We start from the raw sequence: 15948 nt of genomic DNA, 5'->3' as shown, positions 1-15948 counted from the left end.
ATGTCAACAGACGAAGACGCAGCCGCACGGCGCATCATGGATCAGTTCGGTGAGGAGAGTCGCATCCCGTATCTCAATATCGAGGAAGGAGACGTCGGCATGCTCATCGCCTTCCCCATTATTGGGCTGTTTATCGCTGGCCTCACCGGAATCGAATCACTGGCCCTCCCGTTCGTTGCTGGCGGGCTTGGCTTTGGCGTCGCCGTCATCTACGTCTCACCAACCCACCTGAACGCTTGGACGTGGACGAAAGACGTCTATCGGTACCTCAAACGGCCCCAGGTCACGTTCAGTGCACCCACCGACGCCGACACGAGTACTAACGAGGCAGAGCGCAACGAGGGTGGAATCGCGAACTACACGCCGTTCAAGCCGGACGAGCGAACGCAAGACCTCACGAACATCAAGCGGCCATGGCCGGGCGCTGGTGCCATCCAGCGTGAAGACGGCGCGATGGAGGCGTTCATCGAGATCGATCCAGCGAACATGGATTTCGCAATGTCCGACGACTGGGCGCAGCTCCAGGACGCTGGCGAGGAGTTCGCCAACAAAGAACTGGACTCGAAGCTCAAACTCCACGCCACAACCCGTTCATTTCCGGTCGAGCAGATCACCGAGACCATAGAGGAGCGCCTCACTGACGAAGACGTCACCGAGAACCCGATCTTCCGGGAACTCCTCGAAGAGTACCGAGAGACGCGGCCGAAGGAGATGCGTGACCGGGGCATTCAGCAGGTCCGGTACTACATCGGCGTTGAAGTCAGCCCGATAGAGGTCTACGACCGCTTCCGCGACGAGGGAACACCTGCCGAGAAGCTGACCCAGTTCCCCGTCATCGGCTTCCTGTTCAACCCGTTCGTCACCCGTCGGGAGGACCTTACTGACGTCGAGCGCCGCGCTCAGATGTTCGAGAAACTCGACAGCCGCGTCAACGACGTCCGTGCCGAGTTCATCCAGCAGGCGTCGGGCTGGTCCGCACGTCGACTCAGCACGGTCGAACTGTTCGTTCTGAATATGGACTTCTGGAACGGCCGCGAACACGACTACGACGGGGCAGACCGTATCGTTCGCGACCAATCGATCATCGGCCATTCGCGCCGGGAGGACCCACACGATGCGTAACGTGATCCTCCAGACAGGTGGTGGCGTGCTTGGCCCCGTCACCGGGTGGCTTCAGAACCTGACACCAGCAGAGAGTGCAGTATTAGCCCTTTTGATGGGTCTCGGCCTTGGCGTCGGCAGTAAGTACCTCTGGGACCGCTTCACTGCGGATGATGAACCAGACGTTGACTTCACAGATATCCTCGACGAGGAGACACTCGAAGAAGGCGAGGCCGAACACAAACTCCTCGACGACATTTCCGAGTCACACAAGACGGTGACCGCACCCGGGGCTGTCGAGTGGGAAACGCGAGCCGCACGGGTCGGCGAGCAGTGGACGACGACGCTGTACATCGCTAACTATGCCGACTATCCCAACGATGGGTATCTGAGCGACCTCTTCGAGATGACTGACGTCCAGTTCGATCTGACGGCCCACATCACGCCGAAGAATCAGGAGCGGGCCCGGAACGAACTGCAAGACATCGCGGACGACCTCCAGGTCGATGCTGACCTCGAACAGAGTATCCGGAGCGCATATCTCCAAGAGCGCGCCAATGAAGCCGCAGCGACGTACAAGGCCGTCGAGAACGGCGCGAACGTCTTCGACCAGGGGATGTTCATCACGGTCAGAGCCGACGAGAAAGACGAGCTCAGAGATGCCGTCCAGACGGTCAAGAGTGCGCTCCGTGACGACCCAGCGAACCTCACGCCGAAGACGGCGATCTGTCGGCAGGATCTCGCCCTCCAGTCCGCCGCACCCATCGGTGACAACGAGTTCGGGCGGGCATCGATCGCCTTGGGCGGGGCTGTCGGCGCGTTACTCTCCTCACCGCACAACGCGACGATCCTCGAGGAGGGCGGCGTCGAGTTCGGGATCCACAAGGACAACCAGAGCCCGGTCGTCATCGACCCGTTTGCCCGGGACAACGGCTACGCGATGTTCACCGTCGGCGACACGGGCTCGGGGAAGTCGTTCAGTTCCAAGCAGAACTTCATCCGCTCTATCGAGCAGAGCAAGGACCGAATCGGTATCATCCTTGAGCCATTGAACAACTGGGCCGGCGTCTCAGAGGCTCTCGACGCCAAGCGGATTACCGTCGGCGGGACGCTCGGCCTCAACCCCCTAGAGATTCGGGAGACGCCCGAGCACGTCCAGCGGGCGATGGGCGAGGACGCGAGCCCGTTCAACGAGAAGCTCGACGACGCGATGAGCTTCCTCACCAACTTCTTCGCGCTGCGGGGCATCTCGCTGGGTGACCGCCGGACGACGCTGGAACTCGGGCTCAAGCGGGCGTACAAACGCAACGGCATTACCGACGACATATCGACGCACGACAATCCGAGTCCGACCATCCGCGACATGATGGACGTCTTTGAGGATATGGTCGACGACCCCGAGGAGTTCGTCGTCCGGTCCGACGAGGAGGCCGGGAAGATCAAAGAGGACGCAACGTGGCTCCTCGACCAGCTCCGCCCCTTCGAGGCCGACGGTCGCCACGCCAACCTCGGCCAAGAATCGGACTTCGATATCCGCGACGAGAAGGTCATCTACCTCGACCTCGCTCAGCAGGAGGGCAGCGTCGACAGCAGCACGGCGCTGACGATGCAGCTCCTGATCTCGTTGGTCTACGAGCGGGCGAAAGTCTCGGAGAAGGAGGTCGTGTTCTACATCGACGAGGCACGCTACATCATGCAGGACGCCGCGAGCTTGGCGTTCCTTGAGACGGTGTTCCGCCACCACCGCCATCACGACCTCTCGATTCGGCTGGTCACGCAGACCGTCGACGAGTTCTTCGAGCACGCGGAGAGCGAGGCGATTCTGGACCAGTGTGCGGTCAAGCAGTTCCACCGCCTCGACGGGATGGACGAGGAGTGGGCTGATGAGTTCGGCCTGAACTACGCACAGATGCGGTTCGTCCAAGACGCCGTGCCCGGCAACGAGGACGCCGGCTTCTCCGAGGCACTGGTCGGCGTCGACGGCGAGTGGCGTGGGATCCAGGTCAAAGCGATGCCCAAGGAGAAGCAAGTCATCGACTTCGAGCCAACCGAGCAACGGCGAGCCTCACTCCCCGGAACTGGTGAGAATGCTGTGGACGCGGAGGTGCAAGCGTTCCAGGACGATATTGAAAGCCGAGCGACCGACAACGGACAACGCCCACCTGAGCAGACACCAACAGAGACTGATGGTGGCGCAGCGGGAGGTGGCGACGATGCGTGAGTACCTTCGCGTGACGCCAACCTCCGAACGCCTCAATCCGGAGCGTCTACCGCAGGCATTGGAAAGTCTTCACAAACTGACCTCAGCGGACTCGGCAGGGCTAGTTGACAAACTCAATCCGCTACATAGCGACACACCGCTACGATTCGAATTCCTCGCGCTGAGCGAGGGGGCAGACGACCCCGTCGAATTCTACTACGGTGCCGACGACCATCTGGATACCTTGGAGAAACGGCTCCGGTCGATCTACCCCGAGACGTTCGACATCGAACGTACAGAGGTCGACGTCGCATCCCGACTCGTACAACCTGTTGAATTCGACCGCGAGACATTCGTCGAGTACTATGAGTCGGGCGAGCTCTCGTACGAGTTCGACCCTGACGAGCAATACGAACGAGGGACTGACGACAACAGTCAAGCGGGGCCAGGGGACGCCGAATCAGTTGCGGATGGAGGAACGGTTGGCGACCAGTTTCCCAACCACTTCATCGAGATCGGCGATACTACCCTCGAACTCGCCCCACCAGATGCGATTCCCGAGGATGAGCCACTCACCACGCTTGCCAAACCAACGGTAACATCAGAGGGGACGATACTCGCCCGGCCAGCGACCGAATCCGTCTCCCCACTCGGCGTGCGGTGGCAGGGGTCGGCGACTCGGAAGCAGGACTGGATGACTTCACTCTCACCATTTACTGCCGACGACGAAGCGGAACTCCCAGCCGTCGATCAGCCGGGGGGTGCGCTCGCGTCGCTCGTCGACCACCTAATGGAGGCGACAGCACCAGTGGCGTTCCAGGTCGTCTTCCAGCGACGCGAGAGCTGGCAGTCCGAGGCCGATCTTCGCAAGGAGGACGTCATCGACGGACGGGACACACTCGCCCAGGAGATTATTGGCTCCCTCTTCGAACTCGACAATCAGTCGGAGAACCGGGACAGAGACCAGCTTAGCGATGCGGTTGCAAAACGCATCGAGGCAATCGAGGCGAAAAATCCGAAGCGGTCGTTCACGGCGAACATCCGAGCCATCGGGATTCCATCCGGTGGTGACGGTCGAGATAATCTCGATGAGCGAATGCAATCACTTGTCCCGGTATTCGACCCGCTTGACGGGCCGTACTACGAGGTTGAGGCCGAACGGTTACGCGACAGCGGCTTCCGGACCACCACGAAAGAACAGCACGCACGATCCGCACTCCACCGACTCTTGGACCGTGAGATCACGACCGGCCGTGGGAAGACCCGACCGGAGTTCGTCCTGAGTGGCCGAGAACTCGCGAACTTCGTACTCGTACCCTCCTCGGAACAGCTTACTGTCGAGGGGACACGTGGGACGCGTGCGGAACAGCAGAGTCGGAATCCGTTGCCCCGTCCGCACCAGGACCTTATGGGTGAGTTCCGAGACGGGATGGCAATCGGGTATGCCCTCGACGACACCGGCGAGGCCGAAGACGAGCCGACACAGATTCCGCCCCGACTGCTGCCCACACATTACGGCCGGTTCGGAACAACCGGCTCTGGGAAGTCGAAAGCCCTGATCAACGATCTGCTGTCGCTGTACGACAACACCGAGGGGCCGACCATTCTCATCATCCCGAAGAACGACGACATGGCCCAGAACTACATGCGGGCTCACGCACGCCGGTTCGGAATGACCGACCTCGAAGAGAATGTCGTCCACTTCCCGGTCCCAGACGTCCTCCCCGGCTTCTCGTTTTTCGATCTCGAACCGTCGATGAAGAGTGGACGGCGCCGCGAAGACGCCGTCCAACGGAAGGCCGACCACTACGAGGAGATTTTGAAGCTCGTGATGGGAACCGACCGCTACGAGCGGGCGACTGTAGCCCCGACTCTCATCAAGACACTCATCAAGGCTCTGTTCGACGAGGAATACGGGCGTGAGAACGGGCAGTACCGAGCGTCGACGGACTACTTCGCCCACCGACAGCTCGAACACGTCGTCGACCAGCTTTGGGAGGCCGGGCCACCGAACGAGAACATCGGCGACGCCCCGCGGTCGAGCGACGAGGAGGTCACCCGGACGATTCGACGGCAGCTCCAGTTAGATCCGAACACCTTCGCGAACGTGATGGGTGGTGTCGGAAACCGCCTTGCGTACATTTCACAGGATACGCACCTGCGGCAGATCTTCAACAATACCGAGAACCAGTTCGACTTTCGGGATGTCCTCGACGAGGATACGGTCATCCTCTTCGACCTCGGCGACCTCCGCGACGACGCTGCCCGGATCATGACCGGTGTGATACTGACCAATCTCGATGCAGCCCTCAAGGACCGCAAACAGGCGCTCTCCCAGCACTCGGACGACTACGTCGTGAACTTGCTCGTCGACGAGGCAGCATCGGTCGTGGTCTCCGACATCATGAACGATCTCCTCGAGAAAGGGCGGGGATTCCGGCTCTCTGTTGGCCTGTCGATGCAGTTCCCCGAACAGATGGAGGCCGAAGGCGGACGGAAGATCTACCTGAACGCTCTGAACAACATCGGCAGTTCACTCATCGGGAAAATCAACGTCGACCGGGAACTGGCACGTGCGATGGCCCACGAAGAGATGGACCCTGCGGATTTCGCCAATCGGATCCGTTCGTTGCCGCGCGGAGAGTGGATCGCCAGCTTGCCAAGCCCGACGTTCGGTGAAACGGGGCCGTATCCGTTCAGTCTCGAACCACTCCCGATCCCACCGGGCCACCCCGAGAGCGAATCCCCGCTCACTGAGCGTGAAGAGGAGCAGTTCACTGAGACGCTCTCCTCGATGCACGAGCACATCAGCGATGAACACGGTGTGCCGGCTGAGCCAGACACCGCAACAACGAGCACACCTGCCGACGGACACGAGGTCCTCGATATCGCGAGCGACGACCTGGACGTCGCGATTGCGAACGTGGTTCGGAGTCTCCAACTTCGAGAGGGATGCCGCGAGGAGAACGGCTGGGTAGCTGTCGAAGCAGTTGACGACGAACTCAGACGACTCTTCGACGACGTCGACGCCGAGCCGCCATCGTATGATGCACTCGCGGACATTCGTGAACGATCACGATACCTCGATACGACCGTCGATATCGACGCCGACGAGCTCCGCATCCGGCTCACTGAAGCCGGAGAGGATGTCTCGACACCCGATACTGGTAGCGTGCAGGCCGCTGGTGGGAGTGCTCACGACGCAGCACTCCTCCAGATCGAAGAAGAGCTCACCGCACTCGGCTTCACTGTCTCGATCCTCGCACAGGATGGCAGCGAGAAACCTGACGCGAGGGCGAGCCACCCCGACGTTGCCGATCGATTCGCCATCGAAGTCGAAACGACGACACCCGAGAATCCCGCGAAGGTGCTCACGAACCTCCGGAAGGCCCAAGAAGCAGGGGATATCCCGCTGTTTGTCGTTCGCCCAGGAAACGACGAAACTGAGTGGGCCGAGCGTGTCGACGGCATTCTCACACCACCCGTCCGTACCCTCCAGAATGGTGAGACACGGTTCTACACGACTGACTCGAATGTCACGTTCAACGGCGGAGCGACCGAAGAGGGTGGAGTAACGGCCGTGCGACCGGCGACCGACGACGAGAACGGGACCCAGAACATCTGGCAGCGTGATGGCGACGAGATCGTCCTTCGTGATGCCAGCGGGACGGACCACATCCGCCTCCCGTCGCTTGGAACACTCTCGAAAGATCGTGTTCCGGCCATCTACAGCTACGACCACGCTGCCGACGAGTACGTCGTTTATGAGCATGGTGAGCAACACATCTACGAGACGAAACCGGCGTTCGAGGATGACTGGGTGCGTGTCAAGAAGCCATTCGTCCCCGAAGCTGACCTCCCCGTCCCAGACTACACACGTTCGACGTACGGCATCGTTATCCTTCACGATGAGGCGGAATCGGTCGTGTACGAAGACGGTGAGAAGCGGCCACTCTCGGCAATCACTGGCGGGGCACTCCGTCCCGCCTCGCGCGAATCAGCGGTCGCTGACAAACCACCTAATCAGACCGACCAGGCAGATGAGGCAGTCGAGAAAGAGCAGAAAGACCCATCGCCACCGTCGTTCGAATCGTTCGTCGACGACTATCTCGTCGAAGACGCGGATGAAGCCGTGCCGAAAGACGATGTATTCGGTCTCTACAACGACTGGGCAGAGGCACACGGCATCGACGATCCCCTGAATAAGAGCTGGTTCACACGGAAGCTCAACTCCCACATCGAGGTGGACTCCACGAAGAAGCGAATCGACGGAGAACCCGTACGGCATTACACTGGTGTCCGCATACGATCTGAAGAGAACTTTCAGCCATGAAACGGACGTACACAGTCCAATTCCCTGTTTCATCGCGAGTTCTCGGGAGTTGTTCCACCCAAGCTGAATCATGACCTCATTCGATCAAATTCGTAGGTCGGGAATCACCCGACGGCGGTATGTTCCACCCAAATTCCCAATGGGTGGAACACCAACGAACCGAGCGAAATGGGTGGAACACGCTCACGTCCAGCGGTTTGCAACCAGCCATAGTGAGTGTTCCACCCAACAACCAACTAGGATAGAACGGGGGGTCCCCGTTGGGACCAAGGGATTGGATCGCGACGTACAGCAGAGAGCGTTCTGTGCTGGCTCACAGCCAGTGAGAGCCATGCGAGGTCCTACGTGAGTATGAGTGAACCTATGATCGGCGAGCCGGAGGCGGTTCCGGAGTCGTTACGCGAACGCGACCAGTGGGTGTGCTGGCGCGAAGAGGAGCGGGACGGCAAACCGACGAAGATTCCGGTGACGCCGGGAGGTGGGGGGTTCGCGTCAGCAACAGAGTCGGAGACTTGGTCAAGTTTCGAGGCAGCACTCGACTACACCGAGACGGCACACGCCGATGGCGTCGGGTTCGTGTTTACCGACGACGATCCCATCGTCGGCGTCGACCTGGACGACTGCCGTGATCCTGAAACCGGCGACGTCGACGACGCGGCACTAGACATCATCGAGCGCCTCGACTCCTATACGGAGGTGTCACCGTCCGGCACCGGCTATCACGTCCTCATCAGGGGCGAACTTCCCGACGGGCGGAACCGTCGCGGGAGCATCGAACTGTACGACACGGCACGCTTTTTCACCGTCACTGGCGATCACGTCGAGCGGACACCAACGTGCGTTGCACGTCGACAGGACGCGCTCAGAGCGATTCACCGTGAGTACGTTCAGGAGACTGAGCGTGACACGGCAGCAGAGTCCGAACAGCGTGGTAGCGCTGACGACGAGTCACCGACGACCGGTGCAGCCGCCGTTGACGTCGACCTCGAAGACGAGGACCTCCTCGAGAAAGCGCGAAACGCATCGAACGGCGAGAAATTCGAGCGGCTCTGGAACGGGAATACGGTCGGCTACGACAGTCAGTCAGAGGCCGACATGGCGCTGTGTTGTTTGCTGGCGTTCTGGACCGGCGGCGACCGGACCCAAATGGAGCAGCTGTTCCGCCAGTCGGGATTGATGCGGGAGAAGTGGGACGAGGTCCACTACGCTGACGGGTCGACGTACGGCGAGAAGACCATCGAGCGAGCGATTGCGACCACGTCGGAGTTCTACGACCCGGACGCCGGCGACGACGTCGCAGATCCCCACGGCACACCAGACGGTGTCGCAGCTGGCGGGACGCCTGCCGAGACAGACCGGAGTCGTGCGTACCTGACGGAGAAAAATCGTTTGTTGAGCGAGCGCGTCGACGAACTCGAGGCAACACTCGAACAGAAGACTGAGCGGATCGAGACCCTCGAAGCAGAAATCGAGCGACTCACCGACGGACTCGCGGCTCGTGAACAGGAGACTACGCAATCCCACAAGGAAGAATCCGGCACGGGTGACGAGGCCGGTGATGACCCAGAGCCAGCCTCCATGTTGCGTCGATTCTTCGGTGGTCGGTCTGAGTAGCAGCGGGGACTGAAACGTCAGGACAATCATCCCTGTCTGAGGAAACTACTTCCAGAGCCCTGGTTCCGTGAACGGAGGCGGATTACCCAATGGACTCGTTATATCGTGCTCCATCCCCCACCCACCGCCCCCGACGCCCGGTGACGATGACTCCTGCCGGTCGACCATCGTGATATCCTGCGACTCGGTCTCGACGAGGCCGAAGAGTAGATCGCAGAACTATGTACGGGTTGCCAATTCCTCCGCAGTAGCGTTTATCGCGCCGACCAAGGGTGACGGCGCTCAGCGCGATGGGCACCACCACGAGAGCCGTCGTGGTGTCCAGTCTGGTGTCAGCTGAGTGCAGTCACAGGCGAATCCATGTCTACGTTCAGTAACTCCGAGGCAGCCAGTGCATCGCCGTCAGAAAACCACACGAGTCCATCAAGAGATACGGAGGATACAGATTCGCAGCCATCGTGGTCAGACGATGCAAGCAGCGAGGATGGAACGCCAACGCTCCGAATGAACCAATGTCCGGAGTGCGGAGCCCGTCGCTTCGTCTCAAAACTTCTCGTGTACGAGGTCACAGGCTACGACGAGGGCGGCGAACAAGATTTCCGCCGCCAGCACGTCCGGGCAGAGTTCGAATACACCTGCAGCGAGTGCCAGACGACACTCCGGACGCTTCCCGCAGATCGCCGCGATTACTACGACGAAGTCGCGGTCCTCGAAACGGAACGGCGGGCAGCCCTCCGTGATCAACTCCGCCAACTGGGGCAGCGGTGCTGGCGGCGTCTCGCAGCGCGAACGACGTGGCTGGCACTCGTACTCGTTACACTCGTGACCGGGCTCGTTATCGCACTCTAACAGCCCGAAGGAAGAGAGCTTCTTCGCTATTGACTCTTGCAATCCACCGGAATACGCAGGGGGTTATCGACGGTGGAGAGTTAGCTCATCAGCAGCAGGGGAGGTACGGTTTCGGCGTGCGTGCCCAGGAAGAGCAGGGTGCAAACGGCCGGGCGAGCTGACTGCCCGTGATCGTCGTTCGCGCCCGCAAAGGGGCGAGGCGCGCTCGAAGCGCGTCCAGAGCGTGAGCTTCCATGACTGGACCTGATATCCTCGACGACACGACAGACGACTACGAACGGCTCGAAACCAAACTCGTTGCCCAGGACCGGGATGCAGCCCGGGTCTCGACGGCGGACGTCGACGAGCGGAGTGCCCATCATCTCGTTGATGAACTCATCGAGGACGATGTGGTGACACCGGTCCCAGACCAGCGAATCCTCGTTCACGATCCCAGTGGTGAGGGCTTCGACTCAATCATCCAGCTCGCCGTCTTCCATCGCGGCTGGACGGCCGGCCGCAACGCCGACGCGGAGGACGACTGATGCAACAGACGCTCGCTGGGTGTGCCTTCTGCGATTCACCGCCCGGTGCAGAGATGGGCGAGGCGCATACCTGGGGAAAAGACGAACGGGTGACACACCCGATCTGTCTCGACTGTGCCGTCCAAGAGCGACCGGATCCCGAGGAACGCGATCACCACACTTGCGACGGCTGTGGGCTCGTCGTCGACGCCCTCGCGGCGCTCACGCGCTTCCGTGTGGAACTCGGCCATCTCGAGGGGGCGCTCCAGCTGTGTGCGCGATGTAGTCCTGACGGGCCCGCGACGTACTGGACGCGAGATCTCGACTCACACGTTGTCGAGTAGCCGTTCAACTCGATGGAGCGTCCCCCGGCGTCCATTCACATAAGGCCAGTAGTGTATCACTCGCCACACCGATAGTGTGAAGTACACGGACTTCGAACTAACTGCTATGACTCCTGATCGCGATCACATTCGTCCGGATGGTGGAATCGGCACGCTGAACCCGCCACCTATCGACGTACTAAACGAAGAAACGCTCGAGCCGGAGACGCTGGCCGAGAACGCGCCCCGACTCGAAACAGTCGTGGAACTGCTCAACCGCCCAGCACTGGCCCGCGTCTACGTCTACATCTGCTACTGGGGCCCGGTCGCTCCTCCCGAAATCATGGAGGCGCTCGATCTCTCGAAATCGACTACCTACGAGTACGTCGATCGGCTGGTCGACCTCGGCCTCGTCGACCGCGACGACTCGACGCGTCCCCAGCAGCTGACCGCCGACCCGATCATCATCGTCGAGCAGTACGTCCCGATCGTCATCACGCCAACCGTCCTCCACGCCCTCGCGCTCCAGGAGGTCGACGAGGACATCGAGTACTTCGTGGACCGGTACGGCCTCGGGAAGCTCATCGCCGCGTTGCGCGGCGCCGGGCTCCACTTCGCGGGGACGACCACCCAGCGGATGGTCGCCAGCGACATCGACGTTCGCGAGACGGAAGCGATGATGATCATCTACGCGCTCAAACCCGCGCTGGCCGTCGGCCGGGAGCACGACCCATTCTTCGAGTACCTCTTCCCGGATGTACACGACGAGATGGACCTCCCCAATCTCGACGAGATGGCTGACGCCCCGACGGACTCGTCGGATCCCGATAGGTGAGTCCGTCGGATGGGTCGAGACACGCCATTATCGGCTGACCAGGACGCCCTCGTCGACGCGAATATCTTCTACGCGATCGGTCGGCCATCGAATCCACAGTACCACCGATTCCGAACCGCAGTCCAACACGCCGGCGTCGTCTGCAAACTCCCACGACGTGTGATCGGTGAACTCGGTGGCACAGAGACGGACCGTGTCCGGACGGCACTCGACGAGGGCTGGGCTGAAATCATCGACGCACCCTCACCGACTGATGGGGACGCTGTCGCAGCAAGCGATATCGCCAGACGGACCATCGCGAGCGAAACCGACCAGGCCGAGCACGAGGTCGAAAAGACGGACGCAATTCTTGCAGGGCTAGCCATTCAGTACGTCAGAGACCGCTCGACAACGAGTGTAGTTGTACTCACAGACGATCAGCCGGCCAAGAAGGGCATCGAGAACGCAGTCCGAGCGCAAGGGTACACGGACGCAATCACCGTCTACGGATTGGCGGACATCATCGGCGACGATCCCGGCGACTCGATGCGACTGATCTAGGTCAGGAGGCGACTGGTATTCGAAAAGCCCTCGGCCGTTCGGCATCCCGCGCCCCACGCTGCGCGCCTCGTTCCTGTGGTGCTAGCGGGGTCGGGGGACGTCCGAGACGGCCTCGCCCTTTCTGAGTCCGCCAGGATGTCGGCTGTGTCACTAACCGTCGGTCCCGGTTGACCAGTGGTTCTCTACGGCCCGCCCCGCTCGCCGCTGCCGCCCTCCGCGTCGCTCGCGACCGACCATTCCGGGCGTGCGGGCGCTCTCCGCACCGCCCGCGCCCGTTCCGGGCTAAAATGCATGTGCCCTCGACGCCAGCGGGAAAGCGCGGGGGGTTGCGCGGCGTGGCTGCTCACCCCCCACGCTTTCTCCGCTGGTCGCTCGCTCCGGGCGGGTCGGCGCGCGGCGCTGGTTGTGTCCCTCCGTGTGGGCGCGCTCTCGCTCGCGCCCAGGAGGGCGCTCGCGAAGGCGCGAGCGAGAGCGCGCAGACGGCTCTGTTGGTCGTGGCGTCGAGGAAACCCCGTGCTGGAACACGGGGAGTCGGGCGCTGTGGTGAGCGCCTTCAGGATACCGCAATGTCGAGTAACAACGCGAGCGAAAAGACGGTTTCGGACGGACAGAGTACGAGCACCGAGGAACGCGGTCACGAGCCCACGATCGAACACGAGCCGTCGGGCCGGTCGGCCTGTCCGGAGTGTGAGGGGCGGGTGATCACCGAAGACGAGCAGTCGTTCTGCACGGACTGCGGGCTGATCGTCGCCGACGAGTGGGTGGACCTGAGCCCGACGCTGAACGACTTGGGCCTGGTCGGGGACGCCGACCAGAGCATCGAGACGGTGGATCCGCTGCGGACGGACAAGGGCCTGCACACGAAGATCGGGCGGAACACCGACGGTCGCGGCAATCCCCTGAGCAACGAGCAGTGGGAGAAAGTCCAGCGCCTCCGGAAGTGGCACAAGCGGATGCAGTTCGGCGAGAAGCGCAAGCGAACGAAGCGGCTCAACGAGGGGCTGCGGGACGTCGAGATGATCGGCGGCAACCTGAGCTTGCCGGACCACGTCGTTAAGATGGCGGCACAGTTCCTCCGGAGCGCCTCGGAAGCGCGGCTACCGGGCGGGCGGATGGCCTGGGAGGCACTCGCCGGCGGCGCCGTCCTCCTGGCCGCGCGAGCCGCATCGGTCGACCGGGACGAGATCGACGTCGCGGTCGCGACGCACACCAAAGCGCCCCACGAGCGGGTGTGCGCTGCGGCGCGGAAGATCCGGTGTGAATGCGGGTTCGACGCGCCACTCATCAGACCCAACGCCGTGATGGAGGTCGTCGACGCGCTCGATGACGACGCCATCCCCGGGGCGCGAGCCGTGCGGACGTGGTGGCTGGCTCAACACCTGATGCAACTCGGTGACCAGGTGCCGGTCGGGCCAGGAACGCCACGGTGCACCGTCGCGGCGTCGGCGCTGTACGCGGCGGATCGGCTGCTCTCGCGCAAGCACCTCACCCAAGAGCAGGTCGCCGCGGCGGCGAGCACGATCGTGCCGACGTCCCGAAACCGGATCGCGCGGTACAGTCGGGAGCTCGTCGACGCCTACGAAGCCGAACACGGCACCGACGACCCGGGTGTCGGGCTCGAAGAAGAACGGGACACCCTCCGCTGAGCGGGGCACTCCCCCGTTTTTTGTGGCGACCACCGCCCGTGGTCGCCCCACCGCCCCACCCACCGCTCCGTGCTCGCTCCCTCCGGTCGCTGCGCGCGCAGCCACGACCTCGCTAACACCAGTATGGAGTCTCAGCAATGGGGATGGCGGTGTGTGGTTTGTCGTATCCAAGAAGGACGGGGTAAGAGACGAATGAACGCTGTTCCATCGTACACAGTCGATAGAGAGACTGCAGCGACGCTCCGAGAATGGTTGTTCGAGCACGCTGTCGAGAAACACGGGGAGTCCGAGATTTCCGAGCCACTCGCCGAACTGGCGGCTGCCATCGACGGCGTGCTCTACGAGGAGGCAGAGGCCGTCGAACTCGGTGCGTGGGCACAGACGGATCCTCTGGGTCACCGAGATGCGTCACACGTCAACAGTAGCTCAGTTGATGGATCCCGATCAGACGACGCACGCGAGCCAGCCGAGCCTGGTGTTCTCGATGGAGGCGTCAGTAAGCCAAATCGCATTTTCGAAACGCTTCCCGATTCGGCCTGGCAGCTCGATCACGACCAGTCCGAGACACCCCGAGAGGACACATCGACGTCGACAGCAGCGTCAAACCCACACCCACGGCGACAACACCACCGTCCGTCAGTCCGGTATCGTACCACGTTCGAGTGCTCCGTGTGCAGTGGCATTCGTGAGGTAGAAACCCCACTTCGAGTCTGTGCGTTCGTCGACGAGTGTACAAGATGTGGAGCGGTCGCTCGCTTTACTGCAGGCGGGATTCCCACGCCGCTCAAGAAGGACTGATCACCGGCGAGACGCGCCTGTCGTTGCTACAAGTTCGTCGATGAACGTCGTGAGAAGGTCGACAGGGTCACGATCGAAATCCTCTACTGGCGGCTCCCAGAGTGCAGCATCGAACGCCCGTGCGGCCGTTGTCTGGCCTTCAGTAGCCGTGATCATAAGAATGGCACTCTGGTAGATCACGATCGTCCGATGCTCGTCGACATCGAGATACTCGATCGCAGCTGCCTCAAGCGCCTTCGGGAGATCCAGCGCCGTATCCAGCGTACACTGCTACACCGGCGCTTCGTCGTCCGTCATAGTAGCCGCTACTACTCGTTTGTACAAGTATATCCGGACGCCGTGACGGCTAAACAACCGACGTGTATAGTTCTCATCAGCGACGATGGATTTCACGCCCACAGGCACTGCCGTATCCGCTGCACCTCGTAGTCCGAGGAGTTACACAGGTCGCCAGCAAACGGACGACCATGGATCAAACACCCGACGCGTTCGCCGCTGCGCTGTCTTCGGGTGACACCGACCGCGTGAACCGTGCAATCGACTCTGTCGACGACATGGAACTTGAAGAGCGAGCGGCCCTGTTCGATGACTGCTTCGAGCGGTGTCGTGACCTCTACGCGAGTGACAATGGCTATCAGCGTAAGTCTGTCGTTCGCTTTGCGGCCGCCCTGTATCCGGGGCTTGCGTTTCGAACGGTCGGAGCTGATCGCACCGACGCAGTATTACCGGACGACTGGACGCTCGATGAGATCGCGACGCATCGTCACCGACTTCGCGAGTTCTACCTCGACGCGCTCGTCGACGACGATGGACGGGTGCGACGCGCCGCAGCCAAGGGCCTCAAGGAATTGGCAGTCGCAGCTGAACTGATCGGCGCTGAGGACGAACTACAGACGATGCTGGCTGAGCTAGAGACGCTGGCCGAGAACCACAACGACGAGAGCGTCCAGAAGCACATCAATCAAGCTCGCGAGAACGTCGCCTTTCACGCGCAGAAACCGGGCTCGTTGCTTCCAGAGGGTTTCCGAGATGCCTTCGAGTAGACTGCTCCAAGAGCAAGACTGGAGATCCAGAGACTCCTGAACACCCACAGATGACCGTGCTTGTTCCGTTGTGTCGCTTTCTTACCAAACAGAGTCTTAGAATGTCGAATGTATAATTTGGTAAGATAAGTATCCATACAGAGCGGCAGTCCACTCGTCAGTC

12 protein-coding genes are annotated in these 15948 nt (G+C 61.5%); 11 read left to right on the top strand and 1 reads right to left on the bottom strand.

Going from position 1 to position 15948, the window contains the following annotated elements:
- The 4 genes from ABNG04_RS17670 to ABNG04_RS17655 all read left to right on the top strand — a co-directional run bounded on the left by ABNG04_RS17670 (position 1) and on the right by ABNG04_RS17655 (position 9248).
- A complete protein-coding gene (locus ABNG04_RS17670) occupies positions 1-1122 on the top strand; it encodes a TraC-like domain-containing protein (protein ID WP_371163624.1) in 1122 nt (373 codons plus the stop codon).
- Positions 1115-3322, top strand: a complete 2208-nt coding sequence (locus tag ABNG04_RS17665; RefSeq protein ID WP_371163623.1) for a VirB4 family type IV secretion system protein — start codon at positions 1115-1117, stop codon at positions 3320-3322. The genes ABNG04_RS17670 and ABNG04_RS17665 overlap by 8 nt, the downstream gene beginning before the upstream one ends.
- Positions 3288-7634: a primase-like DNA-binding domain-containing protein gene (locus ABNG04_RS17660; protein ID WP_371163622.1), complete on the top strand. Its 4347-nt coding sequence runs from the start codon at positions 3288-3290 to the stop codon at positions 7632-7634. The genes ABNG04_RS17665 and ABNG04_RS17660 overlap by 35 nt, the downstream gene beginning before the upstream one ends.
- Before the next feature lie 351 nt (positions 7635-7985).
- Positions 7986-9248: a phage NrS-1 polymerase family protein gene (locus ABNG04_RS17655; RefSeq protein ID WP_371163621.1), complete on the top strand. Its 1263-nt coding sequence runs from the start codon at positions 7986-7988 to the stop codon at positions 9246-9248.
- A 543-nt stretch (positions 9249-9791) separates the two neighbouring features.
- Here the strand turns inward: ABNG04_RS17655 and ABNG04_RS17650 are convergent.
- Positions 9792-10139 (bottom strand): hypothetical protein, encoded by a 348-nt coding sequence (locus tag ABNG04_RS17650; RefSeq protein WP_371163620.1) that lies wholly within the window; start codon positions 10137-10139, stop codon positions 9792-9794.
- Positions 10140-10330: 191 nt separating this feature from the next.
- On the opposite strand from ABNG04_RS17650, the gene ABNG04_RS17645 reads away from it, so the two are divergent.
- From ABNG04_RS17645 to ABNG04_RS17615, 7 genes are all read left to right on the top strand, one after another.
- A complete protein-coding gene (locus ABNG04_RS17645; protein WP_371163619.1) occupies positions 10331-10621 on the top strand; it encodes a DUF8069 family protein in 291 nt (96 codons plus the stop codon).
- Positions 10621-10944 carry a DUF7558 family protein gene (locus ABNG04_RS17640; RefSeq protein ID WP_371163618.1) on the top strand — a complete coding sequence of 108 codons (324 nt, stop codon included), beginning with the start codon at positions 10621-10623 and terminating at the stop codon, positions 10942-10944. Before ABNG04_RS17645 ends, ABNG04_RS17640 begins: the two co-directional genes overlap by 1 nt.
- A 106-nt stretch (positions 10945-11050) precedes the next feature.
- Positions 11051-11758, top strand: coding sequence for a DUF7437 domain-containing protein (locus ABNG04_RS17635; protein ID WP_371163617.1), 708 nt, complete (start codon positions 11051-11053; stop codon positions 11756-11758).
- Positions 11759-11767: 9 nt separating this feature from the next.
- Entirely contained in the window at positions 11768-12298 is a 531-nt protein-coding gene (locus ABNG04_RS17630) for a PIN domain-containing protein (RefSeq protein WP_371163616.1), read from the top strand.
- Positions 12299-12864: 566 nt separating this feature from the next.
- Positions 12865-13944 carry a transcription initiation factor IIB gene (locus ABNG04_RS17625; RefSeq protein WP_371163615.1) on the top strand — a complete coding sequence of 360 codons (1080 nt, stop codon included), beginning with the start codon at positions 12865-12867 and terminating at the stop codon, positions 13942-13944.
- A gap of 192 nt (positions 13945-14136) precedes the next feature.
- On the top strand, positions 14137-14742 hold the full coding sequence (locus ABNG04_RS17620) for a hypothetical protein (protein ID WP_152422622.1): 606 nt from the start codon (positions 14137-14139) through the stop codon (positions 14740-14742).
- 467 nt (positions 14743-15209) lie between these two features.
- On the top strand, positions 15210-15785 hold the full coding sequence (locus ABNG04_RS17615; protein ID WP_006183542.1) for a hypothetical protein: 576 nt from the start codon (positions 15210-15212) through the stop codon (positions 15783-15785).
- Positions 15786-15948 lie beyond the last annotated feature (163 nt).

This window comes from Halorubrum miltondacostae (assembly GCF_041379815.1).
In the GTDB taxonomy this organism is placed as follows: Archaea; Halobacteriota; Halobacteria; order Halobacteriales; family Haloferacaceae; genus Halorubrum; species Halorubrum miltondacostae.
Note: the sequence above shows the minus strand (reverse complement) of the source record. Positions and strands in the feature narration are given on the sequence as shown.

Excerpts from the sequence above, each read along its gene's own strand:
- ABNG04_RS17660 (WP_371163622.1), top strand. The coding sequence starts at position 3,288 with ATGGTGGCGCAGCGGGAGGTGGCGACGATGCGTGAGTACCTTCGCGTG.
- ABNG04_RS17625 (WP_371163615.1), top strand. The coding sequence starts at position 12,865 with ATGTCGAGTAACAACGCGAGCGAAAAGACGGTTTCGGACGGACAGAGT.
- ABNG04_RS17670 (WP_371163624.1), top strand. The coding sequence starts at position 1 with ATGTCAACAGACGAAGACGCAGCCGCACGGCGCATCATGGATCAGTTC.
- ABNG04_RS17630 (WP_371163616.1), top strand. The coding sequence starts at position 11,768 with ATGGGTCGAGACACGCCATTATCGGCTGACCAGGACGCCCTCGTCGAC.
- ABNG04_RS17620 (WP_152422622.1), top strand. The coding sequence starts at position 14,137 with ATGAACGCTGTTCCATCGTACACAGTCGATAGAGAGACTGCAGCGACG.
- ABNG04_RS17655 (WP_371163621.1), top strand. The coding sequence starts at position 7,986 with ATGAGTGAACCTATGATCGGCGAGCCGGAGGCGGTTCCGGAGTCGTTA.
- ABNG04_RS17645 (WP_371163619.1), top strand. The coding sequence starts at position 10,331 with ATGACTGGACCTGATATCCTCGACGACACGACAGACGACTACGAACGG.
- ABNG04_RS17665 (WP_371163623.1), top strand. The coding sequence starts at position 1,115 with ATGCGTAACGTGATCCTCCAGACAGGTGGTGGCGTGCTTGGCCCCGTC.
- ABNG04_RS17640 (WP_371163618.1), top strand. The coding sequence starts at position 10,621 with ATGCAACAGACGCTCGCTGGGTGTGCCTTCTGCGATTCACCGCCCGGT.
- ABNG04_RS17615 (WP_006183542.1), top strand. The coding sequence starts at position 15,210 with ATGGATCAAACACCCGACGCGTTCGCCGCTGCGCTGTCTTCGGGTGAC.
- ABNG04_RS17635 (WP_371163617.1), top strand. The coding sequence starts at position 11,051 with ATGACTCCTGATCGCGATCACATTCGTCCGGATGGTGGAATCGGCACG.